The organism is Chitinophaga qingshengii (assembly GCF_014529935.1).
GTDB classification, from domain to species: Bacteria; Bacteroidota; Bacteroidia; order Chitinophagales; family Chitinophagaceae; genus Chitinophaga; species Chitinophaga qingshengii.
On record NZ_JACVFC010000001.1, the window covers coordinates 1,582,118 to 1,600,168 of the forward strand.

Annotated in this window: 11 protein-coding genes; 2 read left to right on the forward strand and 9 right to left on the reverse strand. The window is 49.8% G+C overall.

The features are described from left to right. Positions 1-3 precede the first annotated feature (3 nt). The 7 genes from ICL07_RS05885 to ICL07_RS05915 all read right to left on the reverse strand — a co-directional run bounded on the left by ICL07_RS05885 (position 4) and on the right by ICL07_RS05915 (position 11,639). Complete coding sequence (locus tag ICL07_RS05885) at positions 4-3,096, reverse strand: PQQ-dependent sugar dehydrogenase (RefSeq protein ID WP_188086991.1); 3,093 nt, start codon at positions 3,094-3,096, stop codon at positions 4-6. A 168-nt stretch (positions 3,097-3,264) separates the two neighbouring features. Continuing rightward, a complete protein-coding gene (locus ICL07_RS05890; protein ID WP_188086992.1) occupies positions 3,265-4,857 on the reverse strand; it encodes a RagB/SusD family nutrient uptake outer membrane protein in 1,593 nt (530 codons plus the stop codon). Between the two features lie 18 nt (positions 4,858-4,875). Next, complete coding sequence (locus ICL07_RS05895; RefSeq protein ID WP_223151760.1) at positions 4,876-8,316, reverse strand: TonB-dependent receptor; 3,441 nt, start codon at positions 8,314-8,316, stop codon at positions 4,876-4,878. Positions 8,317-8,543: 227 nt separating this feature from the next. Continuing rightward, positions 8,544-9,560 (reverse strand): FecR family protein, encoded by a 1,017-nt coding sequence (locus ICL07_RS05900; RefSeq protein ID WP_188086993.1) that lies wholly within the window; start codon positions 9,558-9,560, stop codon positions 8,544-8,546. Positions 9,561-9,758: 198 nt separating this feature from the next. Continuing rightward, positions 9,759-9,896: a hypothetical protein gene (locus ICL07_RS05905; RefSeq protein ID WP_188086994.1), complete on the reverse strand. Its 138-nt coding sequence runs from the start codon at positions 9,894-9,896 to the stop codon at positions 9,759-9,761. A 150-nt stretch (positions 9,897-10,046) separates the two neighbouring features. Beyond that, positions 10,047-10,598: an RNA polymerase sigma-70 factor gene (locus ICL07_RS05910; protein ID WP_188086995.1), complete on the reverse strand. Its 552-nt coding sequence runs from the start codon at positions 10,596-10,598 to the stop codon at positions 10,047-10,049. A gap of 159 nt (positions 10,599-10,757) precedes the next feature. Then, positions 10,758-11,639: an MBL fold metallo-hydrolase gene (locus tag ICL07_RS05915; RefSeq protein WP_188086996.1), complete on the reverse strand. Its 882-nt coding sequence runs from the start codon at positions 11,637-11,639 to the stop codon at positions 10,758-10,760. A gap of 216 nt (positions 11,640-11,855) precedes the next feature. Between ICL07_RS05915 and ICL07_RS05920 the strand changes: the two genes are divergently transcribed. Beyond that, positions 11,856-13,934 carry a heavy metal translocating P-type ATPase gene (locus ICL07_RS05920; protein ID WP_188086997.1) on the forward strand — a complete coding sequence of 693 codons (2,079 nt, stop codon included), beginning with the start codon at positions 11,856-11,858 and terminating at the stop codon, positions 13,932-13,934. Between the two features lie 35 nt (positions 13,935-13,969). On the opposite strand, the gene ICL07_RS05925 is transcribed toward ICL07_RS05920, so the two are convergent. Next, positions 13,970-14,476 (reverse strand): DinB family protein, encoded by a 507-nt coding sequence (locus ICL07_RS05925; protein WP_188086998.1) that lies wholly within the window; start codon positions 14,474-14,476, stop codon positions 13,970-13,972. A gap of 157 nt (positions 14,477-14,633) precedes the next feature. Here ICL07_RS05925 and ICL07_RS05930 point away from each other — a divergent pair, with 157 nt between their 5' ends. After that, entirely contained in the window at positions 14,634-15,161 is a 528-nt protein-coding gene (locus ICL07_RS05930; RefSeq protein ID WP_223151762.1) for a DinB family protein, read from the forward strand. A 47-nt stretch (positions 15,162-15,208) separates the two neighbouring features. Here ICL07_RS05930 and mgtA read toward each other — a convergent pair whose 3' ends face one another. Further along, on the reverse strand, positions 15,209-17,920 hold the full coding sequence (gene mgtA, locus ICL07_RS05935) for a magnesium-translocating P-type ATPase (protein WP_188086999.1): 2,712 nt from the start codon (positions 17,918-17,920) through the stop codon (positions 15,209-15,211). Positions 17,921-18,051: the final 131 nt, after the last annotated feature.

Here is an 18,051-nt window from a genome sequence, read left to right on the forward strand (position 1 = left end):
CAATTAATTATTATTGGAGAAATTAATCCAGTCTACGTTAAAGAGATAACCATCTTTACCGTCAGCACTTTTGAATACAAAATACAGGTCATGCTGACCGGTAACCGGCTGTATGGCAGCGGAAACCGGTTTCCAGCCTGCGGTTGGACCGGCAGCTGCGGCGTTTCCGGCTTTCACCGTAGCGGTACCCACCAGTGGTCCGTCGCGTTTGTCGAGGTGCACTTCTATCACACCGCCGATGCCCTGTTCCTGAACGTTGAACTGCAGACTTTTTACACCATCCATAAAGAGATGATTAAAGCGGACATAACTGTTGTTCGGTACCGCCGTGTAAGCCAATCCTGCCGTGGTAATGGTGATCAGGCTTACATTACCTTCATCAAAGTCCTCTGCCTGCACCCGCGGATTTCTCAGCATGATATAATCCCGGCCTGTCAGTGACTCAATATTATGCGCACCCTTATCGGTATACGTGGCCATCAGCAGGTAACCGCCTTCTGTACCTTTACCGGCATGTGCTTTAAAGGACTGTACTCCCTGCATAGGCAAGGTAGCTCCCGCACTGCTGAGTGACAGGATATAACGTACAATCTCTTTGGCATCATCGGTAGACATATCCGGGTGAGCGGACATGGTGCGGTTGCCCCAGCTGCCGCTGCCACCGGAAATAACTTTAGCCGCCAGTTTATTCACATTAGCTTCGTTATCCGCATACCTTTTTGCTACCTCCTGTAAGCTGGGACCTACAGAAGCTGTATTCTCGGTGTGACAAGCCTTACAGTCCAGCGACCAGAACAACTGATGTCCTTTCGCAAACTTCGTATTGCCATTGCCGTTATTAGCCAATACCAACGCAAAGTCTTTTCCCATAGGGAGATAATCAAACGTAATTTTCACCTTGCTGCTGTCGGGTGTACCATCTTCGGGGTCCTGCACCGTCACTTTATAATCCAGTGCGGTATTGTCCCAGTAGAAGCTCTTGTTGGCCGTGGTCACGATCTTCACATCCGGTGGCGTGTTGCCCACTTTGATATCTACAGAAGAGGTTCCTTTACCGCCATGGTCGTCGGATACGGTCAGATCTACCTTGTAAATACCCGGTTGGGAGAAAGTATAATCTATCTGTTCACCGGTTAACTGTTTATCACCGATCTTCCAGGTATAAGTCAGTTTATCGCCTTTATCATAGTCCATAGAACCGGCAGCGGAGAGTTTTACCGTCATCGGCGCGCCGCCGTACAGTTGACTCGTGCGGATATTGGCCACAGGTTGACGATTGCCTTCTGAATACGTGATACGCACCAATTTAGCATTAGAGTTTTTGGAGAACCAGTTGGTACCATACTCCAGCATGTAAATGCTTCCATCGGGTGCAAACTTCATGTCTACCGGTGCAGCAAAATCAATGTTCTCCAGGAAGGGTTCCATCCGCAGGTAATTGCCCGCGGAGTCCAGCGTTACTGCCATAATCCAGTGGCGCATCCATTCGTAGATAAACAGTTTGCCGTTATAGTAATCAGATAATTTATAGGGGGCATCTTTGAACATATCGCTGTAAAACACAGGTCCGGCCATGGCGGTCTCGCCACCTTTGCCCACCAGCGGGAACACCGGTGAAGAGGCATCACCATACCATATCATCGCAGGTTGCGCCGGTGGCAGTTCTTTGATACCGGTATTATGCGGAGAATTATTGATCGGTTTCATCGGGTCCTTGCCCGGACGCTCTTTCATAGTAGCGTAGTCCAGCAACGGATAGGCTTCATTATTACCATTGAAGTAAGGCCATCCGAAGAAGCCCGGTTTCTTTGCCTGGTTAATTTCATCGAAGCTCAGGGTGCTGCCTTCCGCAGAGGGCACTTTGGTATCCGGTCCCACATCACCCCAGTACACAAAAGCATTTTTCATGTCTACAGAGAAGCGGTAAGGATTGCGGCATCCCATCACATAAATTTCAGGACGGCCTTTGGAACCGTCTTTGGGGAACAGGTTACCGTCCGGGATGGAATAGGTACCATCCGGTTCGGGTTTGATACGCAGGATTTTACCGCGCAAATCCATGCTGTTGGCGGAACTGGCCTGGTCGTCAGACAGTTCGCGGCCGGGTCTTTCATCAACCGGCGTATAGCCGTGTGTTTCTTCTGCATTGGTATTATCTCCAATGGATAAATACAGCAGATCGTTGGGGCCAAAGAACAGGTAGCCCGCAGAGTGACAGCAATAACGGCGCTGTGTAGGCACTTCCATCAGTATTTTTTCGGAAGCCATGTCCAGTTTATCACCATGCAGCTCAAGGCGCACCAGTTTATTGAACCATTTTTCACCAGCTGGCGCATAATAGAAATACACCCAGTGATTTTTTTCAAATTGAGGGTCCAGGGCCACTCCCAGCAGCCCGTCTTCAATACCGCTGAATACATCGAAGCGGCCAATGGTTTTCGTTTGCCGCAGCTGGGCGTCGTACATTTTCACACCACCTTTCCGTTCCACAAACAGTACGTTACCTCCCGGCAGGATACACATCTCCATGGGCTCATCCAATCCATGGTCCAATACCGTATAGGTGTAACGGTTAGTATCCGGCGGTGCAATGGTCAGCGATCTGGTATAATCCGGTAAGGCGTTATTGCCTACCAGGTAACGGATAGCCGGTTGTATGGTTGCAGCTGTAGCCGTAGCAGACACGATGTAGAGGCGTCCTTTATCCTGTTCCAGTTCCTTACCTTCCGGTAATGTATTCCATTCCCGCAGCCAGAGCCATCCCTGCTTTACAGTACCGCTGTCTTTCACCGCCAGGATACCGCCGCCGCCGGCTTCCGCATAACGTTTCAACGCAGGGATATCCCGGTAGTTAAGACTATCCGTCAGTGAAAAAGGGACACACACCGCACTGAAGCCGCGCAGGGAATCATCCTGGAAATACTGTCTATCGCCGGTCAGTACAATTTGCCAGCCTTCTTTTTGTCCGGCTTCCTGCAATTGTTTCACCCAGGCGCTTTCGGCATTTTTGGTATAACAAAGGATACGGGTAACAGAACGTTTTGCTCCACACGCGGTCAGCAATGCAAGCAATACAGGCAACCATAATTTCTTCATTGTTGTTGTTTAAAAGTCTATTTATGTTAATTACGAATTACGGATTACGAATTACGAATGAGGAGTTTGTTTACTGTATCAAATCCATTTTTTGCTGCCTTTAAAATTCTTTCCAGCTTATTATTCATATGAAACCTGCATTCGTAATTCGTAATCCGTAATTAGTAATTAGTATCCTGGGTTTTGTTGAATACCACCACCTGTACGGTCTATCTCCTGTTGTGGAATCGGGAACAGGTATTTTTTTCCGGAAGCCGGTGCTTTGAAAGCAGCACCCTTACCACCGGAATAAGGTTTCGTGGAATAATCTTTCATAGTAGACACATAGCTGTTCCAGCGCAGCAGGTCGAACAAGCGGCCATATTCACAACCCAGTTCTACACGGCGCTCGTGACGGATAGCCTTGTGCAGGTCGTCGCCGGCGGCCACTGCCGGCAGCGGGGTATTAGGCACTACACGTTTGCGGGAAACAGCTTCCACATCGGTACGGGAAGAGTTGCTGGCGCGGCTGCGTACCATGTTGATGTAATTGGCAGCTTCCTGTTTGTCGCCACCACTTTCTATCAGTGCTTCCGCATACATCAGCAATACATCGGCATAACGTACCAGGTGCATGGTCCAGGCATCGTTGCCCCATCCTTGTCCGCGGCGGCTGGCTACCAGGAATACTTTCCGGTTATGGTGACCGGTATTCGGATAAGAAGAGAAGTCCAGTGTTTCTCCACCGGGGAACACATCTCCCTGGTCCAGCACGGTGAAGAGTATACGCGGGTCACCCGCTTCGTATTCATCCACCAGGGATTGGGTAGGACAGTCAAAGCCCCATCCGCCTACGTTACGTGGCGAACAATACACCGGCAGTGTAGTGCCGTAAATGAACGCAGCCGGATCATCGCCGAAGATAATCGGGAACACTGCTTCCGGGCTCTTATAGCCATCTTTCAGGAACAGCGACTGGTATTGCGGGTCCAGGCTGAAAGCATGGGAATCGATTACTTTTTTGGCAGCGTCTCGGGCTTTGGTGTAGAGGGTTTTATCATCTTCCGCAAAGAAGAGATAAGCCCTGGCTTGTACCGCCCAGGCTACTTCTTTGGTAACACGGCCCAGTTCAGCAGCGGGTAAATCGTTACGGGAAGGCAGCGCTGCATCGTTACCTACCGCTTCCAGTTCTGTGGTAACGAACTGGAACACCTCATTGGAAGAAGCACGTACAATTTTGCTACGGTCTTCTACCGCCAGTGTTTTGGTGAGCAAAGGCACGCCACCGAATACACGAATCAGGTCGAGGTAATAGTAGGCACGCAGGAAACGTATTTCCGCCAGGTAGCGGCTCTTGGTTTTATCATCAATCAGATTGCCTTCCGTATCAATTAATTTGGCTCCGGGAAGGCGTTCCAGTGCCACGTTGCAATTACCAATGCCTTTGTAACAGGCCGCCCAGAAACCGTTGAGCGTTTCGTTATTGGCGAGTGCGCGGCCGAAGCCCAGATCCACCACAAAGGGACGGTCGTTGGCATCGGAACCGCCTTTATCACTTTCATCAGTGGCCATATTGCCCAACTCCGCGATGGCGGCCTGGTAGCCCCAGAAATCATAAAATCCGAGATAACAGTTCACCACCGTCTTAAAACCGGCATCCGGCGAAGTGTAAAAGTTATCATCCGTTTGTTTTCCCAGCGGCGGCCTGTTCAGATAATCCTTGGAACAGGAGACAGTCAGCAAGAGCATCAACAACGGTAAGGTATATACGATCTTTTTCATTACAGACAGTGTTAAGGATTAAAATTTAGCATTCACACCTACCATGAAAGTGCGGGCCTGGGGGAAATAACCCTGGTCGATACCGATCAGGCGCGGGTTAGCGTTACCCATTTCCGGATCGAGGCCGCTGTATTTGGTGAAGGTGAACAGGTTCTGTGCGCCTACGTATAACCGTAACTGTGGTATCTTCGCGCGCTCCAGCCATTTTTCAGGGAAATTGTAACCCAGCTGAATGTTTTTCAGCCGCAGATAGGAACCGTCTTCCACGAAATAATCAGACACGCTGCTGTTAAGCGCTGAATTGGAATTGATCTGGAAATATTTGTTGGTAGAACCAGCGCCATTCCAGGATTTTTCCAGGAAGCCCTGCGGAGCGTTGTACCAGCCGGTGCCTGACTCGGTATCGTAACGCAGGATGTTCATTACATCGTTGCCCTGTGAACCTTGCCAGAACATGCCCAGGTCAAAACGTTTATAGTTCAGGTTAATATTCAGGCCATATACGAAATCGGGCCAGGGGTTACCGATCATAGTACGATCGGCTGCATCCAGCTTACCGTCATTATTGATGTCTTTAAAACGGAGGTCGCCCGGACGGGAAGTACCTGCCTGCGGGCTTTTATCCACCTCGGCCTGTGTCTGGAAGATACCGTCTGTAAGCCAGCCATAGTAGTAACCTACCGGCTTGCCGGCTTCTGTTTTGGTAATGGTTTCTCCCAGGTGGGCCGGCGTATAGATAGGCTCTCCACCACCCATGCTCAGCACTTCATTGCGGAAGGTAGATACATTGAGGCGTACGTTATAGGATAAATCGCCAATCCGGTGACTATGGCCCAGGGAGAGTTCCCATCCTTTGTTCACCATGCTGCCGGCGTTGGTCCAGAAATCAGCCGGTGGATATCCCATGGTGCTGGGGATCGGTATCACGACCAGCATGTCTTTCACTTTTTTATTGTAATAATCCACCGTTACATCCAGGATACCGTCCCACAAAGTGAGGTCCAGCGCCAGGTCTGTTTGTTGGGAAGTTTCCCATTGCAGGTCAGGACTGGCCATATTCACACGGCCTGCGCCCAGGTAAGGGCTGCTGCTGTTGCCAAACAGGTAGCGGCTATTGTTGTCATAGGTCGACAGATACAGGCCGCTGCTGGAATTTACATATTGGTTGCCTACGGTACCATAGCTGGCTCTTAGTTTACCGCTGGTCAGCCATTTCAGGTTGGCATCCTTGATAAAGTTTTCTTCGGAGAAGCGCCATGCTGCAGAAGCAGAGGGGAAAGTACCCCAGCGGTGGCCGTCGCCGAAATACGACGTGCCATCGCGGCGTATATTGGCCGCCAGAATATAACGGTCAGCATATACGTAGTTAATACGTCCGAAGAAGGACTGCAGGGAATTGGAGTAGGTATAACCAGAAGCACCGGGGTTCAACGTGCCGGCGTTAATGATACGCATATCCGGATCGTTGCTCACCGCATTTTGTTTGGAAGCGCCATAGTTAAGTCCTTTCGTCAGCTCCGCAGAAACACCTGCCAATGCGGTGATATGGTGTTTACCAAACGTTTTGTCAAAATTCAGCGTGTTTTCCCATACAAAATAGTTGTCCCAGTCGGAGGTATTGCTATTGGTATTGTAGGTCGCGTAATCGAAGGAGTTCAGGTAATAAGATGGTGTGAAACCTTTAGAGATACCGCGGCTCAGGTCCATGCCAAAGTTGCTTCTGAACGTCAACGGCTCAACGATTTTCACATCCAGTGCGGCGCCGCCTTTGATAGCGATACCTTCCCATACACTCTGCTGCATACGTTCAACCTGTGCCACCGGGTTAGGTTTGTTGGTAAACAGGATACCGGCATATTGTGAAAACGGGTTGCTGGGTTCATAACGCGTCATGATACGCTGATAAAAAGAGGGCAGGCTTTTCAGGTCGTTACGGTAGACCGGTGTAACCGGATCTGCCGCCATAGCGCTGAAGATAGTGCCGGTGTAAGGGTTGTTCTCATCCACATTGCGGCGGTTTTCATACACCAGGCCGAAGTTGGTGGAGAGTTTTACACGGGTGCCGATATCAGAAGAAACACTTGTACGCCAGGTAAGACGTTCATAGCTGGAACCTTTCACGATGCCCTGTTGTTTCATGTAGCCTGCGCTGGAAGCGTATACCAGGTTTTTACCGGAGCCGCTCACACCTACGTTGTAGCTCTGGATAGGCGCGTTGGTTTGCATAATTTCTTTCCACCAGTCGGTACCGTTAGGGCCGCTGTTGTCGTTTACAAACTTCAGTACCTGCGCTACTTTCTCCGGAGTATCGATATCAGTGGGCAATGGTGCGCCACCAGCCGTATTGGCCCGTATTTTATATTTGATAAAGTCTTCTGCGTTGAGCATATGCGGACGCTTCCAGGCTGATTGCCAACCGGTATAGGTATCCAGGGTCACATGCATTTTGGAGTCGGTCCTGCTGCCTTTGCGGGTAGTGATGATCACCACGCCGTTAGAGGCCCTGGAACCGTAGATAGCAGCCGTAGAAGCATCTTTGAGGATGTCCATGGATTCAATATCATTAGGGTTCAGCCAGCCGATGTCTGTCTGCGGCAAACCATCAACGATATACAGCGGGGTGTTGCTGCCGCTGATAGAACCGATACCACGGATACGAACTACCGGAGGAGATCCGGGGCTACCGCTGCTTTGGGATACTGTTACGCCGCTCACCTTTCCCTGTAAGGCTTCCGCCGCGTTGCGCACCGGTACGTTGCGCAGGTCTTTGCTGCTAACGGAGCTGATAGCGCCGGTCACATCTTTTCTGCGTTGGGTACCATAGCCAATCACCACCACTTCATTCAGTCCGCTGGTAGATTCTTTCAGTACAATATTGATCAGTTGTTCGCGGGCGCCCACCGGGATTTCCTGCGAGATGAAGCCCATATAGCTGATCACCAGGATAGCGCCCGGATCGGCTTGCAGGGAGAAGTTACCGTTAGCATCGGTTACCGCACCCTGGCTGCCGCCTTTCACTTTCACCGACACGCCTACCAGCGGGGTACCTTTTTCATCGGCTACTTTACCGGTAACACGGCCTGCACCCTGTTCTGATTTGGGCGCAATAACCACCAGGTTGTTGTCTACAATACGGAAAGCCAGTGCAGAGCTGTCGAGCAGCCGCCGCATAATATCCGCCAGGGACGCGTCTTTCACCTGCAGGTCTATTTTGCCCAGCTGCCGGATGGAGGCATAGTTATAAAAAAAGCGGTAATCGCTTTCCTGTTGGATCTTCGTGAAGATCTTGTCTGCATCCGCTTTTACAAAGGAGAAGGTAAATTTCTCCTGCGAAAAGACGGTGGCGGAAGCATGCAAACAGGACAATAACACCACGACAAAACATAACTTCATAATGAGGAGTAGTTTGACTGTCTGGTTGAGCGCATAGGAAGCCCCTCCAAATCTTCTTTTTTTCATAGATTTGTTTTAGAAAGGTTTGTAAAGAAGGGTGTAAGTGAAGTTTCTCAGGCTGTCTTACCCCCGTACATACACATAAGCCTTTTGGGGAAGAGTATACTCTTCCCTTTTTCTTTTATGGACGAAGCTTATCTCATCCCTTATCCTGTTATCAGGTGATGCGTGCGTATAACAGTGTGTTCATTACAAGGTGGATTTTTGAGTTGATAAAATGTTGCTATGTTTGTTTATCTGGACAGGTAAACCTGTTGCTGTACTACTCTATAGTGGAATCCTGTGGTCATTTGTAACAGGTGCAGCGCTTTGTTGACATCCTCTTTTTCAAATACGCCGCTTAGAATTTCTTTCTTTAATGTTTCGTCTTCAAAAACAATATTGACATTAAACTGTCGTTCCATTTTGCGTGCTACTTCGGCAAAAGTTTCATTCATGAAAGCCAGTTTCTGTTGGCACCAGGCTGTTTCCATTACTACATCAGGGTCTTTACTGGCCGCCAGTTCCTGTACGCGGAAGTTGACGTGCGGTATACTATCCGCTTTGATGGTGGTCCGTTTATCCAGCGACAATACCAGTTTTTCGCGGGGCAGCAGCACCACTTTTTTCTCCGGGCTGTTGCGCATCATCACCTGTACCTTGCCCGTGATCACGGCTACTTCCGCTTTCTGATCGTCGCCATAGGCCCGTATATTAAAGGACGTGCCTAATACCTGAATAGCCAGGTTATCGGAGTGAACAATGAATGGTTTGTTATCATCTTTAGCTACATCAAAAAATACTTCCCCCGTTACCGTCACATCCCGGCTGCCGCCGGTAAACCGGGCATCATAACTGACCTGGCTTCCCGCATTGATCCATACCTGCGTACCATCCGGCAGCAATGCCTTAATGGTAGATCCCATCGGTGCGCTGATCTGTTGCAGCGCCAGCTCTGCCGGTTGTTTTTTCCTTACCAGCCACCACATACCCGCACCCACGGTTGCCAGCAGCACTGCCGCCGCAGCCCACCAATAGGGCCGTTTAGACGCCACCGGTAACGGTGTTCGCAACAGCTCCTCCACTTTTGCCCAGCCATCTTCCACTACAGCCGTATCCGGCGCAGGCGCCTCCACCGTGTCCAGCACGGTTTCCATAAAACGGTAATCCGGATGCTCCGCCAGCAACTGTTCCAATTCCTCCAGCTCTTCCCTGCTTGCTGCCTTGCCGGCTTTCCGCGCCATCAGCTCCAGTATTCTTTCTGATTTCATTGAATGGTTAGATGATACCTGTGAGAAGGACACGGATAAAAAGCGGATTCCCTAAAAGCGATGAAAAAAAATTTCAGAAAAATGTACGTGATTAAAAAACGAGGGAAGACATCCGCTTAAACCCGGGGCTGAAGCCCCATAAAAAAAGGCCAACCCCAAAAAGGGCCGGCCTCTCGTTGTTCATTCGTTCGTTTCGGTTTATACAAGACCGGTGGTCGTACACCAGAATGTATTTGGGGGAATAGTCGCCTTTTCAGCCTTCTGCTGACCGGGCTCATTTAATTTTACCAATTTGATTTTGGTAACATCCAGTTTCTTTTTTGTTTTCTTTTTCATAACAGAACGGTTTAACACAAAACATGGCGCCTACTCTTTTCTGAAGGTTTTCAGCTTTCCCTTATCCTAACAAATCAATCAGGTTTTTAATAGCGGGTAAAAGTGGAATATCCTTCAATTTACGAAAAGGCAAGTGAGATAATACCGCAGTCAAACCGTAGTGTGCTGTAAAAAGGGCTGAAGCGAGGCCGACATTTTTTTCATGGCGATGGTCAATTGTGCGTCTACTGTTTTGGGAGATATGTTCAGAATCCCCGCCACTTCTTTGTAGGACAGCCCATCTTCCCTGATCAGTTTAAAGATCATCCTGCACTTAGGGGGGAGCTGCCGGATGGCTGCTGCAATAGCGTCCTGTAACTCATGGGTCAGCAGTAACTGTTCAGCACCCGCACCCGGGCGCACCGGTGGCCCCTGTATATTGTCCAGGTCCATTTCCATGAAAGGTGTTACCGCCCTCAACTGGTTTAACGCCGTATGTTTCACCGCCACATACAGATATACCTTGATATTGTCTATCTCATGCAGCGTATGCCGGCGTTGCCATAGTTTCACAAATACGTCATTCACCGCTTCCTCCGCCGGCTGATGCTGCTTCAGGAATGCCAGTGCAAACTGGTAAAGCGGGTACATCTGCTGTTGGTAAAAAGCCTTGAATGCTTGTTGATCATCGTGAAATTGTATACGGTATAACAACTCCTTCATATTTCATCGTGCGTAAGCACAATATAAAAATAATTTAATAAACTATGGTAGTTTTTAAATTATTTTCTTAAATAAATCAGGATGAGCGGTTCATAAGGGTTTGCTAAAACGAATTATCTACACAGACAGGGAATTTTACCGTCAATCGGGCATCTGGATTTATCCATTCATCGGCTGACTTTTCAGTATATCCCATACCGTTTGTCCCGGTAATATCCGGAAAACAGGAATATTCAGGGCATAACGCTCACATAGGTGCCGGATACTTTGATCTATCTGCTCCGGGGCATAACGGGAAGAAAAATGGCCCAGTATCAGTTGTTGTACGTTGGTGGCACTCACCATTTCTATCACCTCTTCCAGCCGGCTATGCAGATTTTTATATGACGGATGGACAATCACCTCCTCCCCGCCCAGGAAAGTAGCTTCGTGAATCAGTATTTCCGTATCCTGCCAGGTATCGGGACCAGCCACCGGGGTATCGCCGGAATAACTCAGGATATTACGCCTCACCTCTATGGTGGTACTTTCTTTCCCCTGCCCTTGCCCAATTTTTCGTATATCCTCCTGGGTTAGTCCCGCCAGTTCCGGGCGCAACTTACGCCGCGTTTGTATCACCTTATAACCGAGACTGCGTATAACACCTGGGGCTGCACGTACGTGTTCATTGCGTAACGGTATCACCAGGATATCATCTTTAATCCGGATCTCATCACCAGGAGCAACAGGCATCCACACTGTTCCTGACACCTGCGGATCAAACCTTTTGGTAAAGGCTTCCAATGCCGGATAAGATCCGCCATCTCTCGGATAACAAATGACCGGGAAACCATCCCGCGCATTCAGCTGGTTGAACTGCAGCAAGCCCCCCAGATGGTCCCTGTCGGCATGCGAAAGAAATACATGGGTGATTTTTCTGCTTTTCTGCAACAGCGTGGCACTTACACCGTCTCCGGCGTCAAACAAAATGCCCAATTCGTTGATAAAATACCAGGTGGAAAATAAAGCCGTGGAGTAACCCGTAATCGTTAACGCTTTCATAGCCTAAAGCTACACAAATTAACGCCCGTTTTTTGCAACCAGGGTGTAAAAATAGAATGGGCGGGCATTGGAGGAATACTTAATTTTGTGACATGCGGATGTTATGATTGTCCTTACCGCATACCCTGATGATTTTCCAATAAACAAACATCATTAAATAACCTGTGCGTACATGACGTGCAGCTGCATTTTTGTGCCCATAAAACAAGCGTTATCATGAAAGAAAATATGACTGCAACGCCCCCTGCTCCCCAACCGGCCCATGCCTGTGAAGGCGGACATGAACACAAGCCCGGAGAAAAACATGACCACAACCATGATCATGATCACGGTCACGCCCATACGATGATGATATTCGGCAAAAACACCGAACTATATTTTAGCCTGCTTTGTGGCGCCACCCTGGCCATCGCCTGGGTACTCGGCCGTACCGGTATTGTTTCCGAAACAGGGCTGCTGCCTATTTTGATCGCTTCCTATATTTTCGGCGGCTTTTACACCGCGAAAGAAGCCATAGAAACCATCGCCAAAGGCGGTTTTGAAATAGACTTCCTGATGCTGGTAGCCGCTGCAGGCGCCGCCATTCTCGGCAAATGGGAGGAAGGCGCCCTGCTCCTGTTCCTCTTCAGCCTCGGCCACTCCCTGGAACATTATGCCATGGAAAAAGCACGCAAGTCCATCTCTGCTTTAGCGGATCTCGCACCGAAGACGGCCCTGCTCAAAACCAAAGACGGTACCAAAGAAGTAGATACCGCCGAACTCAAAGCCGGCGATATTATTATTGTAAGGCCCAACACCAAGATATCTGCTGATGGTATTGTGGTAGCCGGCACCAGCAGCGTTGACCAGGCGCCTATCACCGGGGAAAGTGTGCCCGTGGATAAAATACCGTTTGAAGACCCGGCCAATGCGTTGCAACAGGTAAAAGAACTACACGCCCGTTATAAAGTATTTTCCGGCTCTATCAACGGCAACGGCTCCCTGGAAGTGCTGGTGAGCCAGCCTGCCAACGATTCCACCATTTCCCGCCTGGTGAAAATGGTGAATGAAGCCCAATCCCAGAAATCGCCTACCCAGCAGTTCACCGACCGCTTTCAGCGCATCTTTGTGCCGGCGGTACTCACACTCGTTGTACTCTTATGTTTCGCGTTCCTGGTACTGGACGAACCTTTCAGCGCCAGCTTTTACCGTGCGATGTCTGTCCTGGTAGCCGCCAGTCCCTGTGCACTGGCCATCTCTACCCCCAGCGCCGTGCTCAGTGGCGTGGCCAGAGCAGCCCGCATGGGTGTGCTCATCAAAGGCGGCCGTCCGCTGGAAGACCTCGGCACCCTCACAGCGGTAGCTTTCGATAAAACCGGTACCCTCACGGAAGGCAAACCTAAACTGACCAATGTCATCCCGCTGAACGGCGAAAGTGAAAACGACCTGCTGCAGGCCGCTGTAGCGGTAGAAGCCCTCAGCGATCACCCGCTGGCGAAAGCCATTGTACGCGATGGTAAAGCCCGGCTGGGTAATGTCAATATTCCGGAAGCCCAACAACTGGAAGCTGTGCTGGGTAAAGGTATCAAGGCCACCTGGCAGGGCGCCCCGGTGTATATCGGTAACCTCGCTCTCTTCGAAGCGCTGGACAACCACCACCCCTCCCCGGAAATGACGGCACAGGTGCAGGAGCTGCAACAGGGCGGGCATACGACCATGATTGTACGAAAAGGGACTGTTTATGCCGGTATTATCTCCGTGATGGACACTCCCCGCCCCGAAGCGGAAGCCGTGCTTAAAACGCTTAAAAATGCGGGAATACGGCGGATGATCATGCTCACGGGCGACAACCAGAAAGTAGCCGACGCGGTGGCTAAACAAATTGGTATCACCGACGCCTGGGGTGATCTCCTTCCCGAACAGAAAGTGGAAGCCATTCAAAAACTGGCCCGCGACGAACATAAAGTCGCCATGGTAGGCGATGGCGTGAACGACGCCCCCGCTATGGCCAACAGCACCGTCGGCATCGCCATGGGCGCTGCCGGCTCCGATGTGGCGCTGGAAACAGCCGACATCGCCCTGATGGGAGATAAACTCTCCCTGCTGCCTTTCGCTATCGGCCTTAGCCGGACAGCCAGCAAAATCATCAAACAAAACCTCTGGATCAGCCTCGGTATGGTGGCGGTACTTATACCACTGACCATCACCGGCATCGCCTCTATAGGCCCCGCAGTGATGGCACATGAAGGCTCTACCCTGGTAGTGGTATTTAACGGCCTGCGGCTTCTCGCCTACAATAAAAAAATCCCGGGATGATCACCCCGGGATTTCCCCTCTTTATATAAAACATATCAGGCGTAATGCCGGCGTAAAATAGCGGCGATCTCCGTCAAATGATGGTTATCATGTTCACTGATTAAATACAATACATCCGCTAACGACATCAACTCTCCCAAACGAACATGCAGCGATTTTTTCTCCAGGTCGCCCGCCTGAAAATGTTCAATCCGTTTCAGGAAATTATCGCGTACCTGCCGGAAATGATATACCAGCTCACTGATAGGATACTGGTTGTGATGCGCAGCAGTGGTCACCTTGTTCTCCGGATCTGCGGGCGTTAACTCCCTGCCCGCCAGCAGGTCCTCCAGCCGCTGATCATGTATTAGTTCCAGGTCTGACAAATGACCGATGTGTTCCTTCACTGACCATCTGCCCTCTTCCCGTATCTCCATCAGGTCTTCCGGCACCAGCACCGTCATTTCATCCAGCCGCGGCGCACTGGCACGCAGGCGCTCCATGAAAAAAGGAACGTAATCTGCTGTATATCCAAACTGAAGCCGGCGCGCGGTCCATTTCATCAATGTTGACATAAATAAAGCCTCCTGTAACTGTAACGCACCGCGAGCAGAATTGTTGCCCTTTTTCCATTCATATATTTCCACTTGGGTATACCAGCGGAAGCCGCTACCTTCGACCCTGTTATTTATACCTCAAAACCAAAAATGTAACCACTTTATGAGAAAACTACTCACCGCATGCCTCATGCTGGTATCCGTATTAGTATCCGGACAAACGGCCACGCCTACCTTTAAATCCGTTCTGCTGTCGCAACTCCGTAGTACCCATAATCAAAAAGATTGGTTTGTACCAGCCAATACAGCGGTAGCCGGACTCACCGCTGAACAGGCCAACTGGAAAGACGGTAAAGGCAATCATTCCGTCGGACAACTGGTGCAACACCTGGTATTCTGGAACGAACGCAGCCTCGCCAAACTCCAGGGCAAACCTAAAAAGGAATTCAGCGGAGACAACAATGAAACCTTCGCCGATGTGAACAAAGTCAGCTGGGACGCTGCCGTCAAAAAACTGGATGAAATACTCACCGGACTGGAACAATACGTGGAAAAAGCAGATGAAAAATCCCTGGCAGCCGCCGCTGATGAAATAGCCCATATCTCTGCCCACAATGCCTACCATGTAGGACAGATTCTCTTCGTGCGCAAGGAACAAGGATCATGGAATCCAGAAAATGGGGTAAAATAAAAAATAAACAGCCGGGATATAACATCCCGGCTGTTCTCTTTTCTACTTTATAACCAGCTGTTAAAACGCCGGATAAACCAGCTTTTCACTATTTGGGTCAACACACAATAGGTTGCCAGTATAACAAACAGGAAAGGGAAATATTGGACAGGCAACGGTTCCATTTTAAGCGCCGCTGCCAGCGGCGAAAACGGCAGCAATATACCAATGGCCATCACCAGGGTTGTCAGTGCCAGTACGGGCGCTGTAGCCCAGCTCTGGATAAACGGCACTTTTCGGGTACGGATCATATGCACAATCAACGTTTGTGATAACAGACCTTCTATAAACCAGCCACTCTGGAAAAATGCCTGGTGCTCCGGAGCATTGGCCTTGAAAAAGAAAAACAACAACGCAAAAGTGATATAATCGAAAATAGAACTGATCGGCCCGATGAAAAACATAAACCGCGCAATACCGGATGCATCCCACTTTTTAGGCTCCGCCAGATACGCTGCGTCCATCCTGTCCCATGGAATAGCAATCTGGGAGATATCATACAACAGGTTCTGCACCAGCAACTGAATAGGCAACATCGGCAGAAACGGCAGAAAAGCACTGGCTCCCAGCATACTGAACATATTCCCGAAATTACTGCTGGCAGTCATCTTGATATACTTGATGATGTTCCCGAAAGTTCTCCTCCCATAAATCACACCTTTACGCAATACGGTGAGATCTTTTTCCAGCAAAATAATATCCGCACTTTCTTTGGCGATATCTGTTGCCGTATCTACAGAAATACCCACATCGGCTTCGCGCAAAGCGGCGGCATCATTGATACCGTCGCCCATGAAACCCACAGTATGCCCTTTCTGCTGTAATACTTTCACTACACGGGTTTTCTGCACCGGGCTCAGTTTGGCGAAAATGCTGATGTTATCAATTTCCTTTGTCAGCTCAGCATCGCTGATATTGTCCAGCTCCGGCCCTAGCAGAATATTATGAACCGGTATACCCACATCGCGGCAAATCTTTTTGGTCACGATTTCGTTATCGCCGGTCAGTACTTTCAAAGTTACCCCCAGCTCATGCAATGCTTCGATAGAAGGCCGTGCAGAAGGTTTGGCTGGGTCCAGAAAACCGATGAAACCGGCCAGCGTCATATTATTTTCATCCGCTACGCCATAGGTGAGCGCACGGCTGTCGAACTCTTTAATAGCCACCAGCAGTACACGCAACCCTTCTTCATTGAGCTTGCGGGAAATGCGAAGGATATGCTGACGCATGCCTTCGTCGAGTACCATGATGTTGTCGTTCTCTGAATGCAGTTCCTTGTCTTCTCCGGGGTTAAATGTATGTGAACAAAGGGCCAGCATTTCTTCCACGGCGCCTTTGCAGATAAGCAGGTGTTTACCGTTACGTTGCTGCAGTATCACCGACATACGGCGGCGCTGGAAGTCAAAAGGAATTTCATCAATCTTGGTAAAACGGTTACCACCCTGTAAATGCTCGTGTACTTCCACATGCTCCAATACGGCCTGGTCCAGCAGGTTTTTCAGGCCTGTCTGATAATAGCTGTTGAGATAAGCCCATTTGAGTACTTCATCATCATCCTGACCGAATACGTTCAGGTGTCTTTCCAGCACTATTTTATCGATGGTGAGCGTACCTGTTTTGTCGGTACACAGAATATCCATCGCGCCGATGTTCTGGATGGCATTGAGCCTTTTTACAATCACTTTGCGTTTGCTCATACTCAGCGCTCCTTTAGCGAGATTGGCGGTCACGATCATGGGCAGCATTTCAGGGGTAAGCCCGACTGCTACTGCGATAGCAAAAAGCAGGGCATCTACCCAGTCATGTTTCACCCATCCGTTGATGACAAAGATCAGCGGTACCATGACCAGCATAAAACGGATGAGCAGCCAGCTCACGCTGTTAACGCCTTTATCGAAACTGGTTTCAGCCCGTTTGCCGGTCAGTGTTTTACTGAAGGAACCGAAGTAGGTCTGATCGCCGGTGTTAATGGCGATAGCGGTAGCCGCACCGCTGACTACGTTGGTACCGAGATAACAAATATTCTCCAGTTCAAAAGGTACGCGGCGGTCTGCATCCGCGATGCTGAATTCCTGCTTTTCTACCGGTAATGCTTCACCGGTAAGCATGGCCTGACTCACGAAGAGGTCCTTGGATTGGATCACCCGGCAATCTGCAGGGATCATGTCACCGGCAGACAACAGAAAAATATCTCCCGGAACAATTTCCTGGATAGGTATCTCCCGGGCGCCTGTGGGAGCGCGTAATACCAGGGCGGTGGTTTTCACCATGCCTTTCAGTTTTTCAGCAGCACGGTTACTGCGATACTCCTGCCAGAAGCGTAATACAGAGCTGAGCACCACCATCACGCTGACAACCGTCACTGTTTTATAGTCCTGCTCTCCGGGCGCAGCCAGCCATACGTCCATGATGAGGGAGATAACGGCGATCACGGCCAATACGCCAATAAAAGGGTTGATGAATGCCTGTAATAGTTGTTTGTACCAGGCGGGGGCTTTTTTATGGGTGATTTCATTTACACCAAACACGCGGCGTTTGGTTTGAACCTGGGTTTCAGTAAGACCGCCTTCCTGGCTGTCCAACAGGTTCATGGTACCGGCCCTGTCACTCCGGGCCACCTGGCGGAGTTTTTTGGCTGCCAGTACATTAAAGCCATCTGCTGTTACCTGCTGGGTAAAGGGAATATGCCGCCTGATAGTTCCTGCTGCTGTTCTGATCATGACTGTAGAATAATTTAATGGTCAGCTGGGGCGGCCTGTTACAGGGAGGTCCCTAGCTTACATTACCGGTATGTCCGGGTCCTGCGTCCATAGTGATAAATGTTTGTTGACAGGACAAAAATACTACAGCC

Excerpts from the sequence above, each read along its gene's own strand:
- ICL07_RS05925 (WP_188086998.1), bottom strand. The coding sequence starts at position 14,476 with ATGAAATGGACCGCGCGCCGGCTTCAGTTTGGATATACAGCAGATTAC.
- ICL07_RS05930 (WP_223151762.1), top strand. The coding sequence starts at position 14,634 with ATGAGAAAACTACTCACCGCATGCCTCATGCTGGTATCCGTATTAGTA.
- ICL07_RS05895 (WP_223151760.1), bottom strand. The coding sequence starts at position 8,316 with ATGAAAAAAAGAAGATTTGGAGGGGCTTCCTATGCGCTCAACCAGACA.
- mgtA (WP_188086999.1), bottom strand. The coding sequence starts at position 17,920 with ATGATCAGAACAGCAGCAGGAACTATCAGGCGGCATATTCCCTTTACC.
- ICL07_RS05900 (WP_188086993.1), bottom strand. The coding sequence starts at position 9,560 with ATGAAATCAGAAAGAATACTGGAGCTGATGGCGCGGAAAGCCGGCAAG.
- ICL07_RS05890 (WP_188086992.1), bottom strand. The coding sequence starts at position 4,857 with ATGAAAAAGATCGTATATACCTTACCGTTGTTGATGCTCTTGCTGACT.
- ICL07_RS05885 (WP_188086991.1), bottom strand. The coding sequence starts at position 3,096 with ATGAAGAAATTATGGTTGCCTGTATTGCTTGCATTGCTGACCGCGTGT.
- ICL07_RS05905 (WP_188086994.1), bottom strand. The coding sequence starts at position 9,896 with ATGAAAAAGAAAACAAAAAAGAAACTGGATGTTACCAAAATCAAATTG.
- ICL07_RS05915 (WP_188086996.1), bottom strand. The coding sequence starts at position 11,639 with ATGAAAGCGTTAACGATTACGGGTTACTCCACGGCTTTATTTTCCACC.
- ICL07_RS05910 (WP_188086995.1), bottom strand. The coding sequence starts at position 10,598 with ATGAAGGAGTTGTTATACCGTATACAATTTCACGATGATCAACAAGCA.
- ICL07_RS05920 (WP_188086997.1), top strand. The coding sequence starts at position 11,856 with ATGAAAGAAAATATGACTGCAACGCCCCCTGCTCCCCAACCGGCCCAT.